Source organism: Inquilinus sp. CAU 1745 (genome assembly GCF_039839375.1).
Lineage (GTDB): Bacteria > Pseudomonadota > Alphaproteobacteria > DSM-16000 > Inquilinaceae > JBDOQU01.
On record NZ_JBDOQU010000009.1, the window covers coordinates 134,295 to 158,897 of the forward strand.

The following is a 24,603-nucleotide window of genomic DNA, read 5'->3' on the forward strand; positions in this document are numbered from 1 at the left end:
CACCGGCGATATGATATAAAGTTGGTAATGATTTGCCGACTCGCCCTCGATACAGATGTCATTGTGGCAGGCATGAGAAGCCCATCAGGTGCGTCGGCGGAACTGCTTCGGCGAATCCGGTCCGGACGCGCCATCATGCTGGCGTCGGTGCCACTTTTCGTAGAGTACGAAGCCGTGACGACGCGGCATGAGCATGTCTCCGGGTCCGGCGCAACACGGGATGAGGTGGAGAATTTTCTGAACATCGTTGCGGCCCTCGTCGAACCGGTGGAGACGCATTTTCTGTGGCGACCACAACTCCGCGACGCCGATGACGAAATGATTCTGGAAGCGGCTGTCAACGGACGGGCTGATGGGATTGTTACCTTCAATGCTCGCGATTATGGCGCAACGTCTGATGAATTTGGGATCGAGACCTTGCCGCCTGCCATGATTCTAAGGAGGGTTTGATGGGCGCCAGCAGTAACTACCCACTGCGACTGCCACAATCGCTTAAGACGGCCGCGGAGAAGACGGCTCAGGCTGATGGAACCAGCCTCAATCAGTTCATCGTGACGGCGGTCGCTGAGAAACTCTCGGCTATGCGTACGTCGGACTATCTGGCCGAGCGCATCGCACGAGCCGATTTCGCGGCGTTCGATCGGTTCATGGCTCGTCCGAACGGAGCGCCGCCCCGACCGGATGATGTGATCGATTGATCTAAGTAACCGGCGGCGTCCGACCTTCCGCCCTTGCCCAGCGCCCGGCCTTTGCGGCATGTTTCGTGCGCCGAATGGGCAAGCGCCGAAAAAATCGTCGAGGAACGGTCGTCCGCATGAAACTTGCCGTCGCCAGGGAACGCCGCCCCAACGAAGCCAGGGTCGCCGCGTCGCCCGATACCGTGAAGAAGCTGGTCGCGCTGGGCTTCGACGTCGCCGTCGAATCGGGCGCCGGGCTATCGGCTGCGATTACTGACGACGCCTTCAAGGCCGCCGGCGCGACGATCGCCAAGGACGCCAAGGCCGCGCTGTCCGATGCCGACGTGGTGCTGAAGGTCCAGCGCCCGCTGGCGGCGGGCGAAGGCAAGATCGATGAAGTCGCGCTCATGAAGAAGGGCGCGATGCTGATCGCCATGCTCGCCCCGTACGATTCCCGGGACAGCCTCGACGCCTACGCCGCCGCCGGGATAGACGCCTTCGCGATGGAACTTATGCCCCGGATCACGCGGGCCCAGTCGATGGACGTGCTGTCCAGCCAGTCGAACCTGGCCGGCTATCGCGCCGTGCTGGACGCCGCGGCGGAATTCGGCCGCGCCTTCCCAATGATGATGACCGCCGCCGGCACCGTGCCGCCGGCCAGGGCGCTAATCATGGGCGTCGGCGTCGCGGGCCTCCAGGCGATCGCCACGGCTCGCCGGCTGGGCGCAGTGGTCAGCGCCACCGATGTTCGGCCCGCCACCAAGGAGCAGGTGGAGAGCCTGGGCGGGACCTTCGTCGCGGTCGAGGATGAGGAGTTCCGTCAGGCGGAGACTGCGGGCGGCTACGCCAAGGAGATGTCCGAGGATTATCGGAAGAAGCAGGCGGAACTGATCGCGGAGACGATCAGGAAGCAGGACATCGTCATCACCACGGCCCTCATTCCCGGCCGCCCGGCGCCCGTGCTGGTGACGGAGGAGATGGTCGCGACGATGAAGCCGGGATCGGTGATCGTCGACCTTGCCGTCGAACGAGGCGGCAACTGCCCGCTTTCGAAGCCGGGGGAGGTCGTGACCACGGCCAACGGCGTCAAGATCGTCGGCCATCTGAACGTGCCGTCCCGCGTTGCGGTCGACGCCTCCGCGCTCTATGCCAAGAACCTGCTGAACTTCCTCACCCCTCTGGTCGATTCCGAAGCCAAGGCTCTCAAGATCGACTGGGAGGATGAGATCATCAAGGGCACGGCGCTGACGCGCGACGGCCGGATCGTTCACCCCTCCTTCGCGCCCGCTGCCGCCGAAGCGGCCGCCGGCTGAAGACCAACCCCACGAAAAGAGGGCTTTCATGGAACCGGAGACGCTTGCCCAATCGGCCGCCGAGGTCGCGACCGAAGCGCAGGTCCTTGCCGACCGCGTCGCCGACCTTGCCGTCCAGGCGACCAGGGTAACGAGTGAGGCCGCTTCCGCCGGCCATGATTTCCTGGTCGTCGGCCTGACGGTCTTCGTGCTGGCCTGCTTCGTTGGCTACTATGTGGTCTGGCGGGTGACGCCGGCGCTCCATTCGCCGCTGATGAGCGTCACCAACGCTGTCTCCTCGGTCATCATCGTCGGCGCGCTGATCGCAGCCGGACCGGCGCAGTTCGGCTTCGGTCAGGCGATGGGCTTCCTCGCGGTGATCCTGGCCAGCGTCAACATCTTCGGCGGGTTCATCGTCACCCATCGCATGCTCAGCATGTACAAGAAGAAAAAGAAGTAAGGGGCGGATGAACGACATGGCCACATACTCCGCTCTCGCCTATCTCGTCTCCGCCATCTGCTTCATCATGGCGCTGCGCGGCCTCTCCAGCCCGGAGACCAGCCGGTCGGGCAACGTCTTCGGCATCGTCGGCATGGCCATCGCCATCCTGACGACGCTGATGCTGCCGACGGTGGTCAATTTCTGGCTGATCGCGCCGGCCATCCTGATCGGCGGCGCCATCGGCACGGTGACGGCGCTGCGCATCAAGATGACGGCGCTGCCACAGCTCGTCGCCGCCTTCCACAGCCTGGTCGGCCTCGCCGCCGTGTTCGTGGCCGCCGGCAGCTTCACCAATCCCGAGGCCTACGGCATCGGCAGCCCCGGCGCGATCGCGGTCGGCAGCCTGATCGAAATGGCGATCGGCACCGCCATCGGCGCGGTCACCTTCACCGGCTCCGTCGTCGCCTTCGCGAAGCTCCAAGGCCTCGTCTCCGGCAAGCCGCTGGTCTTCCCCGGCCAGCACATCCTCAACCTGGCGCTCGGAATCCTGACGGTCGCGCTGGTCGTCTGGTTGTGCGCCGGCCAGAGCCCCGTGGCCTTCTGGTTGATCGTGCTGGTCGCGCTGGCGCTGGGCTTCCTCCTGATCCTGCCGATCGGCGGCGCGGACATGCCGGTCGTCGTCTCGATGCTGAATTCCTATTCCGGCTGGGCGGCGGCGGGCATCGGCTTCACGCTCCAGAACAACCTGCTCATCATCACCGGCGCGCTGGTCGGCGCGTCGGGCGCCATCCTCAGCTACATCATGTGCAAGGGGATGAACCGGTCGATCTTCAACGTCATCCTCGGCGGTTTCGGCGGGGAGACGGCCTCGGCCGCCGTTGCCGGGGGCGAAGACAGGGCGGTCAAGCGCGGCTCGGCCGACGACGCGTCCTTCATCATGAAGAATGCCCGCTCGGTCATCATCGTGCCCGGCTACGGCATGGCCGTTGCCCAGGCCCAGCATGCGCTGCGTGAGATGGCGGACATGCTGAAGAAGGAAGGGGTGGACGTGAAATACGCCATCCATCCCGTCGCCGGCCGGATGCCCGGGCACATGAACGTGCTGCTGGCCGAAGCCAACGTGCCCTATGACGAGGTGTTCGAACTGGAGGACATCAACCGCGACTTCGCCCAGGCCGACGTCGCCTTCGTCATCGGCGCCAACGACGTGACCAACCCCGCCGCCAAGACCGACGCCTCCTCCCCGATCTACGGCATGCCGATCCTGGATGTGGAGAAGGCCAAGACCGTCCTCTTCGTCAAACGCTCGCTCGGCTCCGGCTATGCCGGCGTGGAGAACGAACTGTTTTTCCGCGACAACACCATGATGCTGCTCGGCGACGCCAAGAAGGTCTGCGAGGAAATCGTCAAGGCGATGGATTGAGGAACTAACCCTGTCGGAATTGATTTAAGTGCGGCATTGCCGTAGTGTCGCCTGTGATCGCATTCGGTTCGAAGAAGGACGCCCTGAACCATGAGAAGCACGGCATCGGCCTTGCGGATGCCGAGGAGCTTTTCTCGGAACGCCATGTCGAACGGATAGATGATCGTTTCGATTATGGTGAGGAACGCCGGATAGCGATGGGTCCGATCAACGGCCGTATCCATGTCTGCGTCTATACATGGCGTGACGGCGTTCGATGGATTATCTCGTTGCGGAAGGCTAACAGGAGAGAAGTCGATGTCTTCCAAACCACGTCACAGACTCGTTGACTGGACGGCACAGGACGCATTGACGGATCGGGATATCGCCAGGCAGATCGCTGACAATCCGGATGCCGCACCCGATATGTCGGACTGGTCGCCGGATGGATGGCAAATCGTGCATCCACCGGAAATCATCGATGTGAGGGCGATTCGGCTCCGTCTGGACATGACCCAAAAGGAATTCGCTGAGCGTTTCGGTTTCACGATTGCCGCCATTCGCGATTGGGAGCAGGGCCGACGCTGCCCGGAAGGCCCCGCTCGAAGTCTTTTGCTGGTGATCGAGAAACATCCGCGAATGGTCGCGGACGTGCTGGCGGGCAAGGCGGCGTGACGATTTGACGATGTTGCGTCGAACAGCTCAGCATTTCGCAGACCGAGAAATTTCCCCACCCCATTGTCGGCACCCCGCTCCGCCGTTCGTCCTATGGCCGAACCAACCGAAGGAGTCACCCATGCCCAAGATGATTTTCGTGAACCTGCCCGTCGCGAATTTGGAGCGATCGACCGCTTTCTATCAGGCGGTGGGTGCTGAGAAGAACGAACAGTTCTGTGACGGCACGGCGTCCTGCATGGTCTTCTCGGAGACCATCCACGCGATGCTGCTGACCCATGAGAAGTTTCGCCAGTTCACGCCCAAGAAGATCGCCGATGCGCGGGAGACCAGCGAGGTGCTGATCTGCCTCTCCGCTGACAGCCGGGAAGGCGTGGACGACATGGTCGGCCGGGCCGGGGCCGCCGGCGGGACAGTCGATCCGTGCCCGAAGCAGGATTACGGCTTCATGTACGGTCGCAGCTTCGAGGACCCCGACGGCCATATCTGGGAAGTGATGTGGATGGACATGGAGGCCGCGACGCCGGAAAATCTTGAGACCGCCGGGACCTGAGCTTTCGGCTCCGGCTTACCGAATAGCGTAGGGGAGGGCGTTCGCCTTGAGTATCGAGTTCCTGCTGACCTCGCTCATTGTCGTGGCGGCGCCCGGCACGGGCGTCCTCTATACGCTGGCGGCCGGCCTGTCGCGCGGCGCGCGGGCCAGCGTCGTGGCCGCCTTCGGCTGCACGCTCGGCATCGTGCCGCACATGGCGGCGGCAATCACCGGCTTGGCCGCCATCCTCCACACCAGCGCGCTGGCCTTCCAGGCGCTGAAGATTCTCGGCGTCCTCTACCTGCTCTACATGGCGTGGAACACGCTGAGGGAGCAGGGGACGCTGAAGGTTGAGGCTGACACGGCCCCGCGCTCGGCCTGGCGGATGATCGTCTCCGGCGTCCTAGTCAACATCCTCAACCCCAAGCTCTCGATCTTCTTCTTCGCGTTCCTGCCGCAATTCGTCAGCGCCGGAGAACCCGACGCCTTCATGCGAATGGCGGAGCTGAGCGGTGTGTTCATGGCGCTCACCTTCATCGTCTTCGTTGGCTACGGGGTCTGCGCCGCGTCAGTCCGGGCGCATATCATCTCCCGCCCCCGCGTGCTGTCCTGGATGCGCCGCACCTTCGCCGCCGCCTTCGTAGCGCTCGGCGCGAAGCTGGCGCTGGCGGAGCGATAGGGATCGGGCTGGCGGGCGAGACCTCTCCCACCTCCTCACCTTGAGCCTGTCGAAAGGTGTGGGCACACATGGTTCGACAGGCTCACCAGGAGGGAACGGGGTGAGCGCCACGGCCGTCGCTAGACCTGCGCTTCCCGCGCCGGTTCGCCGCGCATCTCGCTGCGGTAGTAGCCGTCGCGCAGATTGATGCCGTGCTCCAGATAGGCCTTCATGCAGCACAGCATCTGCGTCCAGCCTTCGCAGTTGAGGTAGGATTTGCGCAGGCCCGACTCGCCTTCGCGCCAGCCTTCCTCGACGATCGCGACCAGTGTGCCGCCTTCCTCCAGCGGATCGAACGTCATCTCGATCCGCGTCTTGTAGGACGGCTTCCCGTCCGCCGGAGCCTCCGCGTCCCAGCGCAGGACGATCCGCCGGTCGGGCGTCACCTCCTCGATCTCCACCGGAATCTCGCCCCACCAGATCACCTTCTCCCCGGCGACCAGAGGCCCGCTAGCGCCGCCGATGGTGGTGAAGTACCCGCTCAATTTCTTCGGGTTGACCACGGCGTCGAACACCTCGGCCGCCGGCTTGTCGATCCGGCCCGAAATCCTGAAACCCAGGGACATGGCGTCCTCCTTTCGCTTGCGTCCTCGGACAATAAGTTATAAAAACATAACATGTCAAGCGACACTGAAAACGACCGCATCTTCAAGGCCCTGGCCCATCATCGCCGGCGGGAATTGCTGGACGCGCTGAAGGACGGCCCGCAGACCACAGGTGCGCTCTGCGACCTGTTCGGGGACATGGATCGCTGCACGATCATGCTGCATCTGAAGGTGCTGGAGGAGGCCGATCTGGTGATCGCGGAGCGGCGGGGGCGGGAGCGGTGGAATCATTTGAACGCCCTGCCGATCAAGCGCATCCACGATCGCTGGATCAGCGGCTACGCCGCCCACGCGGTCACCATCCTCGACCGGCTGAAGACCGATCTGGAGGTTTAGCCGGTAATGGCTGGATCAGGCCGCGCCCCTGATCCGCGCCTCCCGTTCCCACAGCCGCAGGTCGCGGCACATCTCGATGAACCCGCGCGCGGCGTCGCCCCTGTCCAGCTCAACACAACCGGAATCGAGCTCGGCCGCGATTCCCGCCTTCTCGAACAGCGGCATGGCGTGGGCCGAATAGGCGATGAACTTGCAGTGAGCGAAGGCGTCGGCCACGAAATCCCGCGCCGCCGGCTGCCTCGCCAGCGCCTCCGCCTCTTCGGCCGAAGGCAGGATCGCCACCGCGTCATAGAGGACGGAAGGACCGCCATCGATCTTCTGTCCGGCCTCGATCCAGGCACCGTCGCTTGCCTTCACGCCGCCGATCATGGGCGCGACGATCTCGACCAGCGCGCCCTCCGCCTTGGCCGCTTCCTGCAGCCCGTCCACCAGCCCGATATCGACGCCGTCCGTGGCGAGGATCCCGATCTTCCGGCCCTTGAAGCTGTCGGGCCCGTTCAGGGCGATCGACAGCTTCGGCGATTCCTTCAGGTCGGTCCTGGTCGGCTTGGCCGCCTCGGCCGGCTTCGGCATCTCCTCCAGACGCAGGCCCTGGGAGACCCTCTCCGCCAGCTCCTCATGGATGTTCAGCAGGTGGGACACGATGCGCGCACGGATCTCCGGTCTCTCCACCTTCGACAGCTCGAAGGTGAAGGCATCGGCGATGTGGCGGCGCTCGATCGGGGTCTGGGAGATATAGAACTGGCGGCCCTGGCTGTAATGGTCGGCGAAGCTGTCCGGCCGCGCGCGCCGCTTCGTTCCCTCCATCTCCTCCGGATAGGACTGGAACCCCTGCTCTGGCGTTTCCCGAGGACCGCCCGCCTCGCTCCAGGAGTTCGGTTCGTAGTTGGCGCGGCCCGGCGGGTTGTGGAAGGCCATGTGGCCGTCCTGCTGGAAATGGTGGAAGGGGCAGCGCGGCGCGTTGACCGGCAGGTGGGTAAAGTTCGGTCCGCCCAGCCGCTTCAACTGCGTGTCGAGGTAAGAGAAGTTGCGCCCCTGGAGAAGCGGATCGTTGGTGAAGTCGATGCCGGGCACGACATTCCCGGTATGGAAGGCGACCTGCTCCGTCTCGGCGAAGAAATTGTCGACGCAGCGGTCCAGCACCAGCCGGCCGACGATCCGGATCGGGACCTCCTCCTCCGGAATGATCTTGGTGGCGTCCAGAATGTCGAAGCCGAAGCTGTCCGCGAACGCCTCGTCGAATAGCTGGAGGCCGAGTTCCCATTCCGGATAATCGCCCGCCCGGATCGCGTCCCACAGATCCCGCCGATGGAAGTCGGGGTCCGCGCCGTTCAGCTTCAGCGCTTCGTTCCAGACCACCGATTGCAGGCCCTGCTTGGGTTTCCAGTGGAACTTCACGAAGGTCGACCTGCCCTCCGCATTGATCATCCTGAAGGTATGGACGCCGAACCCTTCCATGAAACGGAAGGATCGCGGGATCGCCCGGTCGGACATGATCCACATCGCCATATGCATGGCTTCCGGCATCAGCGACATGAAATCCCAGAAATTGTCGTGCGCCGTCTGGGCTTGCGGGAAGCCTCGATCAGGCTCCTGCTTGGCGGCGTGGATCAGATCAGGGAACTTGATGGCGTCCTGGATGAAGAAGACGGGCATGTTGTTCCCGACGATGTCCCAGTTCCCTTCCTTTGTGTAGAGCTTGACGGCGAAGCCCCGCACGTCGCGCGCCAGGTCGGACGATCCCTTGTTGCCGGCGACGGTGGAGAAGCGGACGAACGCCTCGGACTTTTCCCCCGGACGCTGAAAGATGTCGGCGCTCGTGATGTCGGACAGGGATTTGTAGGTTTCGAAGAAGCCGTGTGCGCCGAAGCCGCGAGCATGGACGACGCGCTCGGGAATCCGTTCATGGTCGAAATGGAATATCTTCTCCCGAAAATGCTGGTCCTCCAGCAATGTCGGCCCCCGCAGACCGGCCTTCAGCGAGTTCTGGTCGTCGGAAACCGGCGCGCCCTGCTGGGTGGTGAGAACCGGCGTTTCGCCTTCAGCAGCCTGATGCGTCTCCCCGCCGGCACGCCGCGGCGCCTGCTGGTCGAAATATCGCGCGGTCGTGGTGGTTTCTCGTTCGGGCGCCATCGTTCCTCTCCCAGGCTGGTCTTCGGCATGCGCGGAGACGAGGCTGCGGACCTCGCGATAGTTCCGCTCACACCGGCCAATTGGAGAAGCGCGATTAAGTTCCGGGCTGGCCGCCGTTCCTACTTCGCGTCGTGGAAGATGACGCCCAGCGTCGACCTGTTGCCGGAGCGTACCCGGCTCACCCCATGGCGCAGATTGACGCGGTAGAAGCCGCGCGAACCGTGGATCGGCCGATGATGGACCGGAAAGATCACCCCGTCGCCTCGGGTCAACGGTGCCACCTCCGCGCGGGACTGCATCCGCGGCCGCTGCTCGGTCAGCACGAATTCGCCGCCGGTGAAGTCCCGTCCCGGCTCCGACAGCAGGAACGCGACCTGCAGCGGGAAGACATGCTCCCCGTAAAGATCCTGGTGAAGGCAATTATAGTCGCCCTCGCCATAGCGCAGCAGAAGCGGCGTCGGCCTGGTCTGCCCCGCCTCGTGGCAGCGGGCGAGGAAGGCCGCATGGTCGGGCGGATAGCGGATATCGATCCCCATCGCCGCGTTCCAGCGATTGGCGACAGCCGCCAGCGGCGGGTAGAGCGCCGCCCGCAACGCCGCGACCGGCTCCGGCAGCGGATAGGCGAAATATTTGTATTCGCCCCTCCCGAAGCCGTGCCGCGCCATGACGATGCGGCTGCGGAAGAGGCCGTCATCCTCATAGCGTCCGGCCAGCGCCGCGCATTCCCCGGCGGAAAGGACGTTCGGCAGAATGGCGCAGCCCTGCTCGTCCAGGGCCGCGCCGATTCCTTGCCAATCGACCGCCGCGATCTTCTCCGCGACGCTCATGCCGCTTCTCCGGCCTCGCGATTCAGCAGGGCGCGCTTCCGCTCGACGCCCCAGCGATAGCCGGAAAGCCCGCCATCGGTCCGCACCACCCGATGACACGGGATGGCGACCGCCAGCGCGTTGGCGGAGCAGGCCTGCGCGACCGCGCGGACTGCCTTGGGCGAACCGATCCTTTCCGCGATCTCGCTGTAGCTGGCGGTCGATCCGGGCGGGATCTCCGACAGCGCCTGCCAGACGCGCTGCTGGAAGGCGGTGCCCCTGACATCCAGCGGCAGATCCAGCCCCAGACGCGGGGCTTCAACGAAGCCGACCACGCGGGCGACCCAATCCTCGAACCCGGCATCGCCGCCGGTCAGGGCCGCCTTGGGGAAGCGGTCCTGAAGATCGCGGACCAGCGCGTCGGGATCGTCGCCCAGCAGGATGGCGCAGACGCCCTTTCCGCTGGCCGCCACCAGGATCGATCCCAGCGAGCATTCGCCGACCGCGAAGCGGATCGCCGCCCCTGTCCCGCCGGCGCGGAACTCCGTCGGGGCCATGCCCAGAACCTTGCCGGCGGTCGCGTAGAACCGGCCGCTGGAATTGAAGCCCGCGCCGTAGATCGCGTCGGTCACGGTCGGGCTGCGCGTCAGCTCCTCCCGCACCTTCCGGGCGCGATGGGCCGCGGCATAGGCCTTGGGCGTGACGCCGGTGACTGCCTTGAACACGCGATGGAAGTGGAAGCGGCTCATGCCCACGGCCGACGCCAGCGCGTCGAGCGCGGGGGCGTCCTCCGCCTCCTCGATCATCCGGCAGGCGCGGGCGACGGCGTCGGCTTGCCGCTCCGCGCGCGGCGCCTCGTTGGGTCGGCACCTCTTGCAGGGCCGGAAACCTGCTTTCTCGGCGTCGGCGGGGGTGTCGTGGAAGGCGACGTTCTCCCGCTTCGGCTGGCGGGCTGCGCAGGACGGCCGGCAATAGACACCCGTGGTCCTGACGGAGAAGTAGAACAGCCCGTCGGCGGCCGGGTCGCGGCGCAGCAGCGCCTGCCACTTGTCTTCGTCGCCGGCGAGGCGAAGGGGAGAGGGATCGTTGGCGACCGTCATCATCGAAGACATGGTAGCGTCCTTTCGGTTCGGCGAGGAGGCGTTCGGCCCTCTCTTCTCTCCGGGACGATCCTCCGCCCATCGCGGGACCTCCGCACTCCGCCCCTTGCTTTTATATTCGGCGACCGCGCGCCCAAAAATAGAAGTGGCATAGGCGCTTGTTTAGGTGATATCGTGCAACTTATGGGCGATCTCCTCTATGCTACCAAGTCGATTTGTCTCTGATTGAACGTTTGGAATGATGAGCAGCACTAACTAGTACTGCGCCGTGAAACTGTCCGTTTCTTTCCTGAGTTATAATCACATCTGCACGAGAACCGTAACGTGCCATTTGACCCATTTTTCCACACTTGTGGGCTAGAACAGCAGAATTCTCTTCGCAGAGGAATCGCAGAGCGCTTGATCAAATCCATGCAATTCGGAGATGAATTCAATGATCGCCTGTTCGATAATGAACACGAATTGTATTATGGAAGCATCAACGGAAATAAGGGGCGTGTGAAGTATATTGATGAATTGAGCTGGAAGAGATCTGATACCAACGGCATTGATTTGTGACTCTCGGGGGATTCCCAAAAGCCGCGGAGTCTGACTCACTGTCATCGACGACCGAAGGAGGTTTCGATGGCGGGAATAGCAGTCACCCGGAAAGATCTGTCGGTGGGCCAATTGCGCGCCGCGGCGGCCCGGACGAGCGATGCGCGGGCGGCGCGGCGGATGCTGGCAATCGCACTTGTTGTGGAGGGTGTTGAGCGCAAGGCGGCGGCGGAGAGTTGCGGCATGGACCGGCAGACGCTGCGGGACTGGGTGCATCGCTACAATGCCGAAGGGCTGAGCGGCCTTTCCAACCGCAAGCCGCCCGGTCGCCGGCCCTGGCTGACGCCGGCGCAGAAGGCCGAGCTCGCGGCGCTGGTGGAACGAGGTCCCGATCCCGAGCGGGACGGCGTGGTGCGGTGGCGGCGCAAGGACCTGAAGCGACGGATCGAGGAGATGTTCGGGGTCGTCATGCAGGAGCGCACGGTGGGCGCGCAACTGGCCGAACTCGGCTTCGTGCGCCTGTCGGTGCGGCCGCGTCATCCGAAGGCCGACGAAGCCGCCCAGGAGGCTTTCAAAAAAACTTCGTCGATCGGGTAGCCGCGGCAATCCCGCCCGCGGCACGCGGCAAACCGATCGAAATCTGGTTCCAGGACGAAGCCCGCGTCGGCCAGCAGGGGACGCTGACGAAGGTCTGGGCCAAACGCGGAAGCCGACCGCGCGGCCCCCGCGACCGGCGTTACAAATGGGCCTACATCTTTGGCGCCGTCTGCCCGGCGCGCGCCGCCATCGCCGCGCTCGTCCTGCCCAAGGCCAACGCCGAGGCGCTGTCCCTGCATCTGGCCGAAATCGGCAGCCAGGTCGAACCGGGAGCCCACGCCATCCTCGTCCTCGACGGCGCCGGCTGGCACATCGCCGATGACCTCCGCATACCCGACAACCTCACCCTGCTGCACCTGCCGCCCTATGCGCCCGAACTCAATCCGGTCGAGAACGTCTGGGAGTATCTGCGCAAGAACAAGCTCGCCATCACCGTCTTCGACGGCTACCCCGACATCCTCGATAAATGCTGTCAGGCCTGGAACTTCTTCGCAAACGACAAGACCGCCGTCGCTTCCATCACCGCGCGAAAATGGGCCACGGTCAATCTATAATGCCGTTGGTATGAGTTAACCGGAAAATACATTGGGTGCCCGTTCTGGAGTCAGAATGCGTATCGATTTTTCCAGAATGCTGCTGAACAAGTAGAGATTCTTGCTTCGGCTGATCCGGAACTCCCATCAGATGAAGCTTTGCGCGCGGCGAAACAATTTGCCGGTAATCTTTCCCAAAAACGGCGGGAACCTGAAGAGCGGCTAGTCCATGAGCACGTTTTTCCACGCAAGCGGTTTGTCGAATTGGTATGCTCGCGTTGGCTGGGTCTCCGCAATTTTCAGCAGGACGGTCCCCACGGTCGTTTGGAGTGTGCCATAGCGATCATGGACCGCTATGCGGTCGGCTGTGTAATTCTGGAATCAGAACACCCCAATGATATTATCGGGTTGGAGCTCAATCCGTGGGAGCGTTACCGCGATGCCAGAGCCGCTAATGGACTACAGACGCCTGTTTTTCTTCAGTCCAACCCTTTGTGGCAACCAGATAACTCCCCTTGGCTGAATGATCATGCACAGCTGATCGAAGAAGCCGGCTTATTGTGACTTGACCCCCTGATTTTTCTCCAGTCTCGATTAGAGTCGGACGCTGTAGCCTTCGACCATTTCGAAATCGGCGGCATAGCGCAAATCGCGCAACGGGCGGACGCGCTCGATCGATTCCATATAGATCGGGTGCGTCTTGTAGGCGGCAAGCGCGTCCCGGTCGGCGAATTCGCCATAGACCACCACATCCACCTCATTGCCTAACTGGTCCATCCGGCCGTTCAGCGCCACCTCAAGCCGCTGGGCGTGAGGGTTCTGTTTCAGGAGGGACAGCCCCACCAGGATCTCCCCGACATCCTCGCGGCGGCGGGCGCGGAAAAAGACGATATGGCGGATCATGGCGGTCCTCGAATGGTCGGGGCTCAACTCGTCGGTATCTTGGTGTCGATGGTCGCCGGCCGGCGGATCAGGATGATGGCGACGCCGACGATGGTCGCCGCCGCCCCGATGACAAGCTGCAGGGATACGGGCTCGCCCAGCAGGGCGACGCCGGACATGACGCCGAACACCGGCACCAGCAGCGTGTAGGGCATGGCCTGGCTCAGCGGATAGCGATTCAGCAGCCAGTACCAGACGCCGTAGCAGAAGATGACCACCAGCACCGCCTGATAGGCGATCGACCCCCAGGCCACCAGATCGGCGGTCCTGATAGCCTCGATCTGGCCGTCTTCCAGGATCAGCGACCCCAGCGCCAGCTGCGGGGCGGCGAACAGGCCCATCCAGCCATTGACCGCCAGCCCGTTGACGTCGGAAAGCTTCTTCATCTGGATGTTGGCGCAGGCCCAGACCATGGCCGCCATCACGATCAGCCCGACCGCCCACCAGGGCGACCCGGCGCGCGGCTCCCCCGCCAGGATGGCAACCCCTGCGATGGCCACGCCCATGCCCAGCCAGCGCCGCCAGCCCAGCGTGTCGCCGAACAGCACCATGCCCAGCACCGCCGCGAACGGCACCTGGATCTGGATGGTCACCGCCGCCACGGCCGCGTCGACATATTGCAGGCCGTTGAACATAAGGGAGAAATGCAGGAAGCCCAGCGTGAAGGACAGAAGCGCGATTTCCCTGATCCTGCCCTTCGGCATCTTTACGAACGGCACCACAAGGGCCGCCACGACGGTGAAGCGCAGCGCCATCATGGCCAGCGGCGGAAACTGCTCCAGCCCGATCTTGGCGACGGGGAAGTTCAGCCCCCACAGGACCATCACCAGGATGGCCCCAAGGGCGTGGGTGGGGGTCATGGCTGGGAAAGCTCCTCGCTCAGCGCGGCCAGTTCCAGCCAGCGCTCCTCGGCCCGGCCGATCTCGGCCTGCGCGGCCTCCAGCCGTTTCGTCTTCATGTCGAACGCCTTAGGGTCGCGGCCATAGAGGGCGGGATCGGCCAGCGCATTCTCCAGCGCCGCGATCTCCGACGTCAGCCCCTCGATCCGTCCGGGCAGCAGGTCCAGCTCCCGCTGGTCCTTGTAGCTCAGCTTGGTCTGCACCTTCGGCCGAGTCGGCGTCTCCGCCCTCGGCCTAGACTTCTCCGCCGCCGGCGCCATCGCCGGGCGCTGGCGGGCGTAATCGGCATAGCCGCCGACATATTCGGCGACCGCGCCGTCGCCCTCCACGGCAATCACGGACCCGACCAGCCGGTCCAGGAAGTCGCGGTCATGGCTGACCAGAAGCAGCGTTCCGGCATAGTCGCCCAGGACCTCCTCCAGGAGGTCCAGCGTCTCCATGTCCAGGTCGTTGGTCGGCTCGTCCATCACCAGCAGGTTGCTCGGCCTCGCGAACAGCCGGGCCAGCAGCAGCCGGTTGCGTTCGCCGCCCGACAGGCTGCGGACGGGGCTGTCCATGCGCGACGGATCGAACAGGAAATCCTTCAGGTAGCTGGCGATGTGCTTGTAGGCTCCGCCGACCTGGATCTGGTCGCCGCCGCTCGGCAGCAGCGCCAGCCGCACGCTCGTCTCCGGGTCCAGCGTCTCGCGGTTCTGGTCGAAATAGGCGATCTCCAGGTTCGTGCCCAGCTTCACCGATCCCTCGTCGGGCGGCAGCGCGCCGGTCAGCATCCGGACCAGCGTGCTCTTGCCCGCGCCGTTCGGCCCGATCACGCCGATGCGGTCGCCGCGCTGGATGCGGGTGGAGAAGCCCCGCGCAACGGTCAGCCGCGTTCCGTCCGGCCTCTCGAAGCACTTGGAGACGCCGTCCGCCTCGATGACCAGCGCGCCGCTGCGCTCCGCCTCCGCCACGTCCAGCTTCGCCACGCCCTGTCGGGCCACGCGTTGTCCGCGATCCCGGCGAAGCTCCTGCAGCGCCCGCATCCGGCCCATATTGCGCTTGCGCCGGGCGGAGATTCCCTCCCGCGCCCATTTCGTATCACTGACGATCCTCCGGTCGATGCGGTGAAGCTCCTTCTCCTCCGCCGCCTCGACCTCCTCACGCCATTCCTCGAACCGGTCGAACCCGGCGGCTGTCTCTCGTACCCGCCCCCGGTCCAGCCAGACCAGGCGGCGCGACAGCGCGGTCAGGAAGGCGCGGTCATGGCTGATCATCAGCAGCGCGCCGCGATAGCCCGCCAGCGTCCCTTCCAGCCATTCGATGGTCGGCAGGTCCAGATGGTTGGTCGGCTCGTCCAGCAGCAGCGCGTCGGGGTCGGAGACCAAGGCCCGGGCCAGCGCCGCCCGCCGCGCCTCGCCGCCGGACAGCGTCGCGGTCTCCTTGCCGGTGGGCAGCTTCAGCGGCTCCAGCACCGCGTCGATGCGGAACGCCTCGTCCCGCGCCGCCGGTGGCAATCCGTCCCGCACATAGTCGCCGACATGGGGCCAGCGCTTCAGGTCGGGCGACTGCTCCAGATAGGCGATCGTCGCGCCGGGCTGCACGAACCTCTCGCCGCCATCCGCCGCCACCTGGCCGGCCAGCAGCTTCATCAGCGTCGACTTGCCGGCGCCGTTACGGCCGACCAGGCAGGCGCGGTCGCCCGCCGCCAGCGCCAGGTCGATACCGGCGAACAGGGGTCCGCCGCCGAACGTCACCGTGGCGCCGCGCAGCGCGAGAAGGGGGGCGGGGGGAGGCATGAATCAGGGAGAACCGATAATGATGCGTCGGAAAGGCGGCTGGCGTTCAGTTGATGTAACAGAGTTCCGGCCGGTTCAGAAATGGTCGAGACGTTGAGTTTTGTAATCGCCGCGAAGGCCAGAGCAGTTGAGGTAGCCGCTCATCTCATTCCGCGCTCCTTGGCGACACGGTCGTAGGCGGCGTTGATGGAGGCCATCTTTTGGGTGGCGATATCGATGAATTCCTGCGGCAGCCCTTCCGCCATCAGCCGGTCGGGATGCTGCTCGCGCGTCAACCGTCGCCATTGCGCCTTCACGGCCGCATCGTCCGCGTCATGGGCGACACCCAAGATGTGGTAGGGGTCGGCTTCGTCTGGCCCCGCCTCCGCGGCGCGCAGCCGCTCGAACTCCGCGTCGGTGAAGCCGAACAGCCGGGCCACCGCCCGCAGGTAGGCCGTCTCCTTCTCGTTCAGCGCGCCGTCCGACTGCGCGATGTGGAAGAGGCAGGCCAGCAGATCCTCCAGGACAGCCGGCCGGTCCTGGAACATGCCGGCGATCTGCCTGGCGTAGGGTTCGAATCCCGCGCTGTCGCGCCGGGCGATGTTGAACACCCGCCCGACATTCTCAAGCTCCTCCTGCGGCACGTGGAAGACCTGGCGGAACGCCGCCACCTCGTCCCGCGTCACCCGGCCGTCGGCCTTCGCCATCTTCGCCCCCAGCACGATGACTGCGATGGTGAAGGCTATCTTGCGCGTGTTGTCGGCATCTTCCCGAGCGTCGGTCTCCACCATCGCCGTCCCGGCGATATGGTCGACGCCATGGCCGATGACGGCGCCGATCAGCGCCCCCAGCGGCCCGCCCAGCGCGAAGCCGGTGGCTCCCCCGACGATTTTTCCCCAGATGCTCATGGAATGACGATGATGAAAGGGCGGAAGACAGGATTCGCGCGGACGATTGCGATCCGGCGGCCGGCGCGGCCGCCCGGACAGCATAGCGGGGCGGTTGTCAGCTTGAAAGTCCGACCCGGCCGACGCCCGGCAGGTCGACCGTCAGGTCCAGCGGGTCGATCCCCAGCGTGAGGCCCAGCACGGTCAGCTTCAGCCCCTCCTCGATCCCCACAGTCAGCCCCAGATAGCCTCGGAACGAAAGCTGGTAGCCGGTGCCGCTCGGGCTTCGCGCGAAGATCTTCCACGGCCCCAGATAATCCTTGCCGACGGCCGTGGAAGGTAGGTCCAGCCGCAGGCCGGGAACCTCGCGGCCGATATGGGCGATGAAGGTATTGCTGTTCGGGCCGGGCCACGCCTCGTACCGGTCGGGCCAGGGATAGCTTTCGACCGCCGCCTCGATCTCCGGGATCAGCGCGGCCGCCCCGGCTCCGCGGATGTCGGTCAGGATCCTTGGGTCCTGCCCGTACCATTGCCGGTCGGGTGCGCGCTCCGCCGTCGCCAGCGCCGATCCGCCGCGCATCGCCCGCCAGCCGATCACCTCATGGACGGTATAGCTGTCGGCCCCCTCCGGCTTGACCGCGATCCAGGTGTGGATCGCGAACGCGCCGCGCCAGTTGAAGGTGCGCGCGCCATAGACCTGGACGATGGCCTCCTGCGTCGCGGCGGCCGGCGGCGCGATCCCCACCACCTCCCGCGACGCCTGCGACCAGCGGGCCGAAAGGTCGATCCGCCCGCTCAGCGCCATCGCGGCAGGCCCGGCGAGCAGGATCAGGAAAAGCCCGGCGACGGAGCCGAGGGTGAGCTTCAGCAAGGGTCGGTTCCTGTCCCGTGGCGAAAGGAAATTGGAAGGCAAGAAGCGGGAAGACCGGCGACGCACGTGGCCGCCATTTTCCGCCGCCAATCCAATTCATCCATGGAGTTTGAAGATGACATCGCTCACCGGCAAGGTCGCCATCGTCACAGGGGCAAGTTCCGGAATCGGCCGCGCCGCCGCCATCCTGTTCGCGCGGCAGGGCGCAAAGGTCGTCATCGCCGCACGGCGGCAGGCGGAACTGGAGGTGCTGGTATCGGAGATCGCCTCGACCAGCGGCGAAGCCGTCGCGGTGGCGGGCGACGTGCGGGACGAATCCCATGCCAGCCAACTGGTCGCGACGGCAGTCGACCGTTTCGGCGGGCTCGACATCGCGTTCAACAACGCCGGCTCCACGGGTGAGATGGCGCCCGTCGCCGAACTTTCGGCGGCCGGCTGGCGCGACACGATCGAAACCAACCTGACCGGCGCGTTCCTCGGCGCCCGGCATCAGATGCCGGCGATGGTCCGGCGAGGCGGCGGGTCGATCATCTTCACCTCTTCCTTCGTCGGCCACACTGCCGGGATGCCGGGCATGGCCGCCTACGCCGCCGCCAAGGCGGGGCTGATCGGCCTCACCCAGGCGCTGGCGGTCGAAGGCGGCGCGAACGGCGTTCGCGTCAACGCCATTCTGCCCGGCGGCGTCGATACGCCCGCCAGCATCACCAATGCCCCCGACGCAGGTCCGGAGGTGAAGGCCTTCGTGGAAAACCTCCATGCGCTGAAGCGCATGGCCCGGCCGGATGAAATCGCCCGGACCGTCCTCCACCTCGCCTCCGATGCATCCAGCTTCATCACCGGCGCGGCCATCCTGGTCGATGGCGGCCTCTCCATCAGCCGGACGTAGCGGCTGCGATATCCGTACGGGAGAAATCGTTGCCCTTGTAGAGCAGAGGCAACGCCCTTGTTCTCGCCAACGCATAGCTGAACAGATCACCGAAATTCAGCGCGGCCGGCGGTTCGCCGCGCCCTTTGCCGAATCTGGTCAGCCCCTCGACGGCGATGTCGGCCTGTTCGGCATCGACCGGCGCGACCGTCGTGCCATAGCTGTCCAGAAGCTCCCGCGCCGCGTCGACGCCAGGGGGGCCGAAATGATGTCGCGCCACGCAGGCCAGTTCCACCCAGCTGGCGGCCGAAATGACGGAGGAGGCTGAAATCATGATCTCATGAAAGGCCGCCGCCTCGGGTTCGTCCAGCATGATGGCGACGATCGCCGAGGGGTCCACGGCGATCTCCGTCATCGGGGCAGGCCGGAATCGTCATAGAACACGCTGTCGGCGTCGCGCCGGTCGATGACGGGCATTCGCCTGATCTTTCTCAACGCTGCGTCGGCGCGGGCGCGCCGGTCCGCCTCGGGCCGCATAAGCGCGCTGTACCGTTCCCGAAGGGCGTCGCCCAGCACCTCCGTCAGGCTTTTATGTTCCAGCCGTGCGATCTCGCGGGCCAGCCGGTCGACCTCGGGATCCTTGACATAGAGCGGCATGCCTCACCTCTCGTATATACATTGATGGGAATAGTATATCCTAGGGGCTCGACTGATCAAAGCTCCGTCGATTTTCAAATAAAAAATGATTTGCCGGCAAATCGCTGGTAAAATGACTTTCATGGGAATGAAGGAGGCCGACTCGATGACGCTTGACCGCTGGCAGTTCTGGATCGATCGGGGTGGCACCTTCACCGATATCGTGGCGCGGCGCCCGGACGGCTCGGTGGCGACGCACAAGCTGCTGTCGGAGAATCCGGAACGCTATCCCGACGCCGCGCTCCAGGGCATTCGGGACCTGCTGGGCGTGGCGGCCGGGGAGCCGATCCCGGCCGACCGGATCGAGGCGGTGAAGATGGGTACCACCGTCGCCACCAACGCGCTGCTGGAGCGCAAGGGCGACCGGACGCTGCTTCTCATCAATGTCGGCTTCCGCGACGCGCTGCGCCTGGCCTACCAGGCCCGCCCGCGCCTTTTCGACCGGAACATCGTTCTGCCGGAACTGCTCTATGAAAGGGTGGAGGAGGTCGGCGGCCGCCTGACGACGGACGGTGAGGAACTCGCCCCCATAGACCTCGCCGCGGCCCGCGAGGCGCTGGAGAGCGCCTATGCCGATGGCATCCGCGCCTGCGCGATCGTCTTCATGCACGCCTACCGCTATCCCGCGCACGAAAAGGCGGTCGCCGCCCTGGCGCGGGAGGTTGGGTTCACGCAGGTCTCCGCCTCCCATGAGGTCAGCCCGCTGATCAAGCTGGTCGGCCGGGGCGACACGGCGGTGGTCGACGCCTACCTCTCCCCCATCCTGCGCCGCTATGTCGACCGGGTGGCGGCGGAGCTTGGCGATACGCGGCTGATGTTCATGCAGTCCAATGGCGGGCTGACCGACGCGCGCCTGTTCCAGGGCAAGGATTCCATCCTCTCCGGCCCGGCCGGCGGCATCGTCGGCGCCGCGCGCGTGTCCGGGATGGCGGGGTTCGACCGGATCATCAGCTTCGACATGGGCGGCACCTCGACCGACGTGGCGCACTATGCCGGGGAATATGAGCGCGCGTTCGAGACGCTGGTCGCCGGCGTCCGCATGCGCGCGCCGATGATGCAGATCCACACGGTGGCCGCCGGCGGCGGCTCCATCTGCGCGTTCGACGGTGCGAAATACCGCGTCGGCCCGGAAAGCGCGGGGGCCGATCCGGGGCCTGCCTGCTATCGCCGGGGCGGTCCGCTGACCGTCACCGACTGCAACGTCATGCTGGGCACCCTCCAGCCGGATTTCTTCCCCGCCGTCTTCGGGCCGGAAGGGAACGAGAAGCTGGATGCCGGCATCGTCCGGCGGAAGTTCGAGGCGCTGTCGGCGGAGATCGAGAAGGCGACCGGCGACCGGCGGGGGCCGGAGGAGGTCGCCTCCGGCTTTCTCCGGATCGCCGTCGACAACATGGCCAACGCCATCAAGCAAATCTCCGTCCAGCGCGGCCATGACGTCACCGCCTACACGCTGGTCAGCTTCGGCGGAGCGGGCGGTCAGCATGCCGGCTTGGTCGCCGACGCGCTGGGCATGAAGACGGTGCTGATCCACCCCCATGCCGGCGTCCTCTCCGCCTATGGCATGGGGCTGGCCGACATCCGAGCGCTGCGGGAGAAGTCTATCGAGGCCCCGCTGAATGACGGGACGCTGGCCGAGGCGGCATCGGTCCTGGACTCGCTGGCCGCCGACGCGGCGACTGAACTGGAGCGTCAGGGCATCGCGGAGTACGAGACCCACCGTCGCCTCCACGTCAAATATGACGGCACGGACACGGCGCTGCCGGTCGATCTCGGCGACCGCGCCGCCATCGCGCGCGCGTTCGAGGAAGCCCACAAGCGCCAGTTCGGCTTCGTCATGGAAGGCAAGAAGCTGGCCGTCGAGGCGGTGTCGCTGGAACTGGTGGGCGGCGCCTCCGCGCCTCCGGAAGAGCCGGTCCTGGAGACTTCCTCCGAAAAGCCGGGGAGGCTCGCCACCGTCGCCGTCTGGCTGGCGGGGGAGCGGCGGGAGACGCCGGTCTACGACCGCGACGCGCTCTCTCCCGGACAGGCCATCGACGGCCCGGCCATCGTGCGGGAATCGACGGCGACCACGGTGGTCGAGCCGGGCTGGCGGGCGGAGATCACGGACCTCGGCCATCTGCTGCTGCGCCGTGTCGTGCCGCTGCCGAGCCGCGTCGCGGTCGGGACGACGGTCGACCCGGTGATGCTGGAGGTCTTCAACAACCTCTTCATGTCCATCGCCGAACAGATGGGCGTGACGCTCCAGAACACCGCCTATTCGGTCAACATCAAGGAGCGGCTGGACTTCTCCTGCGCGGTCTTCGATCCCGAAGGCAATCTGGTGGCCAACGCCCCGCACATGCCGGTGCATCTGGGGTCCATGGGCGCCAGCGTCCGCCATATCATCGCGAAGCGCGCCGGCCGGATGGTCCCCGGCGAGGTCTACATGCTGAACGATCCCTACAATGGTGGCACCCATCTGCCGGACATCACGGTCATCACACCGGTCTTCGACGATGAGGGGCGGGAGGTGCTGTTCCATGTCGCCAGCCGGGGGCACCATGCCGATGTCGGCGGGCTGACCCCCGGCTCCATGCCGCCCGACAGCCGGACGATCGAGGATGAGGGCGTCCTGATCGACGATTTCGTTCTGGTGGAGAAGGGGGGCTTGCGCGAACAGGCGGTGCGCGACCTCTTCGCCTCGGCCCGCTATCCCGCCCGCAACGTCGTCCAGAATCTGGGCGACCTGCGGGCCCATGTGGCGGCGAACGAGAAGGGGGTGCAGGAGCTGCGCCGCATGGTCGGGCTGTTCGGTCTCGACGTCGTCCACGCCTATATGGGCCATGTCCGCGACAATGCGGAGGAACAGGTCCGCCGGGTGCTGGACGTGCTGACGCCCGGCCGCTTCGTGCAGAAGCTGGATAATGGCGCGGAGATCCATGTCGCCATCGCGATCGACCGGGAGGGGCGGTCGGCGACGGTCGACTTCACCGGCTCCTCCGCCCAGCTCGACAGCAATTTCAACGCTCCGTCGGCCGTCGTCCGCGCGGCGGTGCTCTACGTCTTCCGCACGCTGGTCGATGACGACATCCCGCTCAACGATGGCTGTCTCGTCCCGATCGAGATCGTGGTGCCTGAAGCCTCCATGCTCGCGCCACGGCCGCCCGGCGCCGTCGTGGCCGGCAATGTCGAGACCTCGCAGGCCGTGACCAATGCGCTCTATGGCGCGCTGGGCGTTCTGGCGGCCGCGCAGGGGACGATGAATAACGTCACCTTCGGCAACGCCCGTCACCAATATTACGAGACGATCTGCGGCGGTGCGGGCGCGGGGCCGGATTTCGACGGCTGCTCCGGCATCCACACCCACATGACCAACTCCCGCCTGACCGATCCTGAAGTGCTGGAGCTTCGCTTCCCCGTCCTGCTGGAGAGGTTCGAGATCAGGCGCGGCTCGGGCGGCGCAGGCAGGCACAGGGGCGGCGACGGCACGGTCCGGGCGCTCCGGTTCCTTGAGCCGATGACGGCCGCGATCCTGGCGAACAACCGCAAGGTTGCGCCCTACGGCGTCGCCGGCGGCCAGCCCGGCGCGGTCGGCCGCACCACCGTGCGCCGCATTGACGGGACGGTGCAGGAGCTGGGCAGCACCGACAAGACGGAGATGGCGGTTGGCGACGCGCTGATCGTGGAGACGCCGGGCGGCGGCGGCTTCGGCGATCCGGTGGAGCGGCGGGAGGACGGGGCATGACCGGCCGCGCGCCCATCGTCTCCTCCGCCCATCTGGTTTCGGAACGGGCGGCGGAGTTGAGCGAGTATGAGTTCGGGCTGATCGTCGCCGGCAACGCCTTCAACCGCTGGATCACGCGCTGTATGGCGGCAGCGGGCGTGCCCGACCTTTCCTCGCTCGACGTGCTGGTGCTCCACGGCGCCAATCACCGCGACCGGCCCAAGCGTCTCGCTGACCTCTGCTTTACGCTCAATATCGAGGACCAGCACCTCGTCTCCTACGCCCTGAAGAAGCTGGAGAAGCTGGGGCTGGTCGACCGGCGGAAGAAGGGCAAGGAAAGCCTGTTCGCCGCCTCGGAGGCCGGCCGCGCGGCCTGCGCCCGCTATCGGGAGGTGAGGGAAGCGTGTCTGATCGAGACGCTGGCCGCCTTCGGTGAGATCGACCGGGCGGAGATCGGCGATGTCGCCCGCCGCCTCCGCGCCCTCTCCGGCCTCTATGACCAGGCCGCGCGGAGCGCAACTTCCTTATGATCAAAAGATATTGTTAAGCCCTCGCCATGTATTTTTTGCGTCCCTGAACTTCGGGCTTTGCACTGCGCGCATGGCCTGCTAGAGGGAATCGGGGGGGAGCGGAACTGATTTGGGGGGCGTTGAAGATGAGGGTGCTTGACCAGCGCCGATGGCGGCTATTTGTGCTTTGCGGCCTTCTTTTATCCGCCGCCTGCACCACCACCGGCCAGTCCGATCCTCAATATTCCTCCCTTATAGAACGTCCCAAATTCGAAGCGGTCCGCGCCCTGGCGGCGTCGCGCGCGCCGCGCACGACTTCCGACGACCGTCTCAGCCAACTCATCCTCGCCCGCGCCGACGCGCTGGACGGGCAGCGTCGCTGGAGCTGCGTTCCCTTCGCGCGCGAACTGAGCGGGTTCAACATCCGCGGCGACGCCTGGCGCTGGTGGGAGCGGGCGGCCGGCCGCTATGAGCGGGGGCATGAGCCGGAGATCGGGGCCGTCCTCGTCCTTGCCAAGACCAGCCGCCTGTCGCGCGGCCATATCGCCGTCGTCACCGGCATCGTCGACGACCGCACGATCGAGGTCACCCACGCCAACTGGGGCTGGACGCGCGCCAATCGCGGCCGGGTCCACCGCTCCATGCTGGTGGTCGACGCCTCGGAGGCCGGCGACTGGTCGGAGACGCGCTTCCGCGCCGATGGCTACGAAAGTTTCGGCCGCATCTACCCGGCCTACGGCTTCATCTACCAACCCGCCACCGTCGCCGCCCGCCCGGAGACCCTGCCGGAGTGGCAGGGGTGAGGGAATCCTCTTCCTTTAGTTGGTCATTCCCGGCTTGATCGGGAATCCATAGGCCAGCCCCGCTTCACCGGCGGCGAAGGACGGGGCCCACCCCCACCGCCTATCGACGCCCTATGGATGCTGGATCAAGTCCAGCATGACATTGTTTTTATTGGTCATTCCAGCGGAAGCTGGCAACTGTGTTGTCAGGCCCAGGCTTTACGGTCTCTGAGCATGGCGTTGAGGTGGGTGAGGAGCTTTCTGGCGACGGCGATGATGGCGACTTTCTTGGTGAGTGAGCGGCTGTAGA

General features: G+C 65.6%; 27 protein-coding genes. 16 read left to right on the top strand and 11 right to left on the bottom strand.

What is annotated here, in order from left to right; translation table 11 throughout:
• The first annotated feature begins 27 nt into the window (after positions 1-27).
• The 8 genes from AAFN89_RS12635 to AAFN89_RS12670 all read left to right on the top strand — a co-directional run bounded on the left by AAFN89_RS12635 (position 28) and on the right by AAFN89_RS12670 (position 5,699).
• A complete protein-coding gene (locus AAFN89_RS12635) occupies positions 28-450 on the top strand; it encodes a putative toxin-antitoxin system toxin component, PIN family (protein WP_347539418.1) in 423 nt (140 codons plus the stop codon).
• Entirely contained in the window at positions 450-698 is a 249-nt protein-coding gene (locus AAFN89_RS12640) for a YlcI/YnfO family protein (RefSeq protein WP_347539419.1), read from the top strand. Before AAFN89_RS12635 ends, AAFN89_RS12640 begins: the two co-directional genes overlap by 1 nt.
• Positions 699-814: 116 nt before the next feature.
• A complete protein-coding gene (locus AAFN89_RS12645; protein ID WP_347539420.1) occupies positions 815-1,990 on the top strand; it encodes a Re/Si-specific NAD(P)(+) transhydrogenase subunit alpha in 1,176 nt (391 codons plus the stop codon).
• A gap of 28 nt (positions 1,991-2,018) precedes the next feature.
• On the top strand, positions 2,019-2,429 hold the full coding sequence (locus AAFN89_RS12650; RefSeq protein ID WP_347539421.1) for an NAD(P) transhydrogenase subunit alpha: 411 nt from the start codon (positions 2,019-2,021) through the stop codon (positions 2,427-2,429).
• A 16-nt stretch (positions 2,430-2,445) separates the two neighbouring features.
• Positions 2,446-3,834 (top strand): NAD(P)(+) transhydrogenase (Re/Si-specific) subunit beta, encoded by a 1,389-nt coding sequence (locus tag AAFN89_RS12655; RefSeq protein ID WP_347539422.1) that lies wholly within the window; start codon positions 2,446-2,448, stop codon positions 3,832-3,834.
• 297 nt (positions 3,835-4,131) lie between these two features.
• Entirely contained in the window at positions 4,132-4,488 is a 357-nt protein-coding gene (locus AAFN89_RS12660; RefSeq protein ID WP_347539423.1) for a helix-turn-helix domain-containing protein, read from the top strand.
• 121 nt (positions 4,489-4,609) lie between these two features.
• Positions 4,610-5,041 carry a VOC family protein gene (locus AAFN89_RS12665; RefSeq protein WP_347539424.1) on the top strand — a complete coding sequence of 144 codons (432 nt, stop codon included), beginning with the start codon at positions 4,610-4,612 and terminating at the stop codon, positions 5,039-5,041.
• A gap of 46 nt (positions 5,042-5,087) precedes the next feature.
• Positions 5,088-5,699 (top strand): LysE family translocator, encoded by a 612-nt coding sequence (locus AAFN89_RS12670; protein ID WP_347539425.1) that lies wholly within the window; start codon positions 5,088-5,090, stop codon positions 5,697-5,699.
• Positions 5,700-5,818: 119 nt separating this feature from the next.
• Here the strand turns inward: AAFN89_RS12670 and AAFN89_RS12675 are convergent, their stop codons facing one another.
• A complete protein-coding gene (locus tag AAFN89_RS12675) occupies positions 5,819-6,304 on the bottom strand; it encodes an SRPBCC domain-containing protein (protein WP_347539426.1) in 486 nt (161 codons plus the stop codon).
• Between the two features lie 51 nt (positions 6,305-6,355).
• Here AAFN89_RS12675 and AAFN89_RS12680 point away from each other — a divergent pair, with 51 nt between their 5' ends.
• The gene (locus AAFN89_RS12680) at positions 6,356-6,679 is read left to right on the top strand and encodes a helix-turn-helix domain-containing protein (protein WP_347539427.1); all 324 of its coding nucleotides are present in this window, start codon (positions 6,356-6,358) and stop codon (positions 6,677-6,679) included.
• A gap of 15 nt (positions 6,680-6,694) precedes the next feature.
• Here AAFN89_RS12680 and AAFN89_RS12685 read toward each other — a convergent pair whose 3' ends face one another.
• The 3 genes from AAFN89_RS12685 to ada all read right to left on the bottom strand — a co-directional run bounded on the left by AAFN89_RS12685 (position 6,695) and on the right by ada (position 10,721).
• Positions 6,695-8,812 carry a catalase gene (locus AAFN89_RS12685; protein ID WP_347539428.1) on the bottom strand — a complete coding sequence of 706 codons (2,118 nt, stop codon included), beginning with the start codon at positions 8,810-8,812 and terminating at the stop codon, positions 6,695-6,697.
• Between the two features lie 119 nt (positions 8,813-8,931).
• Complete coding sequence (locus AAFN89_RS12690; protein ID WP_347539429.1) at positions 8,932-9,639, bottom strand: 2OG-Fe(II) oxygenase; 708 nt, start codon at positions 9,637-9,639, stop codon at positions 8,932-8,934.
• A complete protein-coding gene (ada, locus tag AAFN89_RS12695; RefSeq protein ID WP_347539446.1) occupies positions 9,636-10,721 on the bottom strand; it encodes a bifunctional DNA-binding transcriptional regulator/O6-methylguanine-DNA methyltransferase Ada in 1,086 nt (361 codons plus the stop codon). Before ada ends, AAFN89_RS12690 begins: the two co-directional genes overlap by 4 nt.
• Positions 10,722-11,042: 321 nt before the next feature.
• Here ada and AAFN89_RS12700 point away from each other — a divergent pair, with 321 nt between their 5' ends.
• From AAFN89_RS12700 to AAFN89_RS12710, 3 genes are all read left to right on the top strand, one after another.
• Positions 11,043-11,276 carry a hypothetical protein gene (locus AAFN89_RS12700; RefSeq protein WP_347539430.1) on the top strand — a complete coding sequence of 78 codons (234 nt, stop codon included), beginning with the start codon at positions 11,043-11,045 and terminating at the stop codon, positions 11,274-11,276.
• A 66-nt stretch (positions 11,277-11,342) separates the two neighbouring features.
• Positions 11,343-12,406, top strand: a protein-coding gene (locus tag AAFN89_RS12705; RefSeq protein WP_347539431.1) for an IS630 family transposase whose coding sequence is annotated in 2 segments (ribosomal slippage) — positions 11,343-11,826 and positions 11,826-12,406 — 1,065 coding nt in all. Because the reading frame shifts where the segments join, the coding sequence is not laid out codon by codon here.
• A gap of 324 nt (positions 12,407-12,730) precedes the next feature.
• Complete coding sequence (locus tag AAFN89_RS12710) at positions 12,731-12,949, top strand: hypothetical protein (protein ID WP_347539432.1); 219 nt, start codon at positions 12,731-12,733, stop codon at positions 12,947-12,949.
• A gap of 30 nt (positions 12,950-12,979) precedes the next feature.
• Here AAFN89_RS12710 and AAFN89_RS12715 read toward each other — a convergent pair whose 3' ends face one another.
• The 5 genes from AAFN89_RS12715 to AAFN89_RS12735 form a co-directional block, all read right to left on the bottom strand.
• Positions 12,980-13,288 (bottom strand): Dabb family protein, encoded by a 309-nt coding sequence (locus AAFN89_RS12715; protein ID WP_347539433.1) that lies wholly within the window; start codon positions 13,286-13,288, stop codon positions 12,980-12,982.
• A 23-nt stretch (positions 13,289-13,311) separates the two neighbouring features.
• The gene (locus AAFN89_RS12720) at positions 13,312-14,187 is read right to left on the bottom strand and encodes an EamA family transporter (protein ID WP_347539434.1); all 876 of its coding nucleotides are present in this window, start codon (positions 14,185-14,187) and stop codon (positions 13,312-13,314) included.
• Complete coding sequence (locus AAFN89_RS12725; RefSeq protein ID WP_347539435.1) at positions 14,184-16,001, bottom strand: ATP-binding cassette domain-containing protein; 1,818 nt, start codon at positions 15,999-16,001, stop codon at positions 14,184-14,186. The genes AAFN89_RS12720 and AAFN89_RS12725 overlap by 4 nt, the downstream gene beginning before the upstream one ends.
• A 140-nt stretch (positions 16,002-16,141) precedes the next feature.
• Positions 16,142-16,888, bottom strand: a complete 747-nt coding sequence (locus AAFN89_RS12730; RefSeq protein ID WP_347539436.1) for a TerB family tellurite resistance protein — start codon at positions 16,886-16,888, stop codon at positions 16,142-16,144.
• 97 nt (positions 16,889-16,985) lie between these two features.
• Complete coding sequence (locus tag AAFN89_RS12735; RefSeq protein ID WP_347539437.1) at positions 16,986-17,738, bottom strand: DUF3750 domain-containing protein; 753 nt, start codon at positions 17,736-17,738, stop codon at positions 16,986-16,988.
• A gap of 115 nt (positions 17,739-17,853) precedes the next feature.
• On the opposite strand from AAFN89_RS12735, the gene AAFN89_RS12740 reads away from it, so the two are divergent.
• Positions 17,854-18,624 carry an SDR family oxidoreductase gene (locus tag AAFN89_RS12740; protein WP_347539438.1) on the top strand — a complete coding sequence of 257 codons (771 nt, stop codon included), beginning with the start codon at positions 17,854-17,856 and terminating at the stop codon, positions 18,622-18,624.
• On the opposite strand, the gene AAFN89_RS12745 is transcribed toward AAFN89_RS12740, so the two are convergent.
• Entirely contained in the window at positions 18,611-19,018 is a 408-nt protein-coding gene (locus AAFN89_RS12745) for a type II toxin-antitoxin system VapC family toxin (protein ID WP_347539439.1), read from the bottom strand. The two genes, AAFN89_RS12740 and AAFN89_RS12745, sit on opposite strands and share 14 nt — an antisense overlap.
• Positions 19,015-19,260: a type II toxin-antitoxin system VapB family antitoxin gene (locus AAFN89_RS12750; RefSeq protein ID WP_347539440.1), complete on the bottom strand. Its 246-nt coding sequence runs from the start codon at positions 19,258-19,260 to the stop codon at positions 19,015-19,017. Before AAFN89_RS12750 ends, AAFN89_RS12745 begins: the two co-directional genes overlap by 4 nt.
• Positions 19,261-19,405: 145 nt before the next feature.
• On the opposite strand from AAFN89_RS12750, the gene AAFN89_RS12755 reads away from it, so the two are divergent.
• The 3 genes from AAFN89_RS12755 to AAFN89_RS12765 all read left to right on the top strand — a co-directional run bounded on the left by AAFN89_RS12755 (position 19,406) and on the right by AAFN89_RS12765 (position 24,314).
• On the top strand, positions 19,406-23,023 hold the full coding sequence (locus AAFN89_RS12755) for a hydantoinase B/oxoprolinase family protein (protein WP_347539441.1): 3,618 nt from the start codon (positions 19,406-19,408) through the stop codon (positions 23,021-23,023).
• Positions 23,020-23,532, top strand: coding sequence for a winged helix DNA-binding protein (locus AAFN89_RS12760; RefSeq protein WP_347539442.1), 513 nt, complete (start codon positions 23,020-23,022; stop codon positions 23,530-23,532). The genes AAFN89_RS12755 and AAFN89_RS12760 overlap by 4 nt, the downstream gene beginning before the upstream one ends.
• Before the next feature lie 125 nt (positions 23,533-23,657).
• A complete protein-coding gene (locus AAFN89_RS12765; protein WP_347539443.1) occupies positions 23,658-24,314 on the top strand; it encodes a CHAP domain-containing protein in 657 nt (218 codons plus the stop codon).
• Positions 24,315-24,603: the final 289 nt, after the last annotated feature.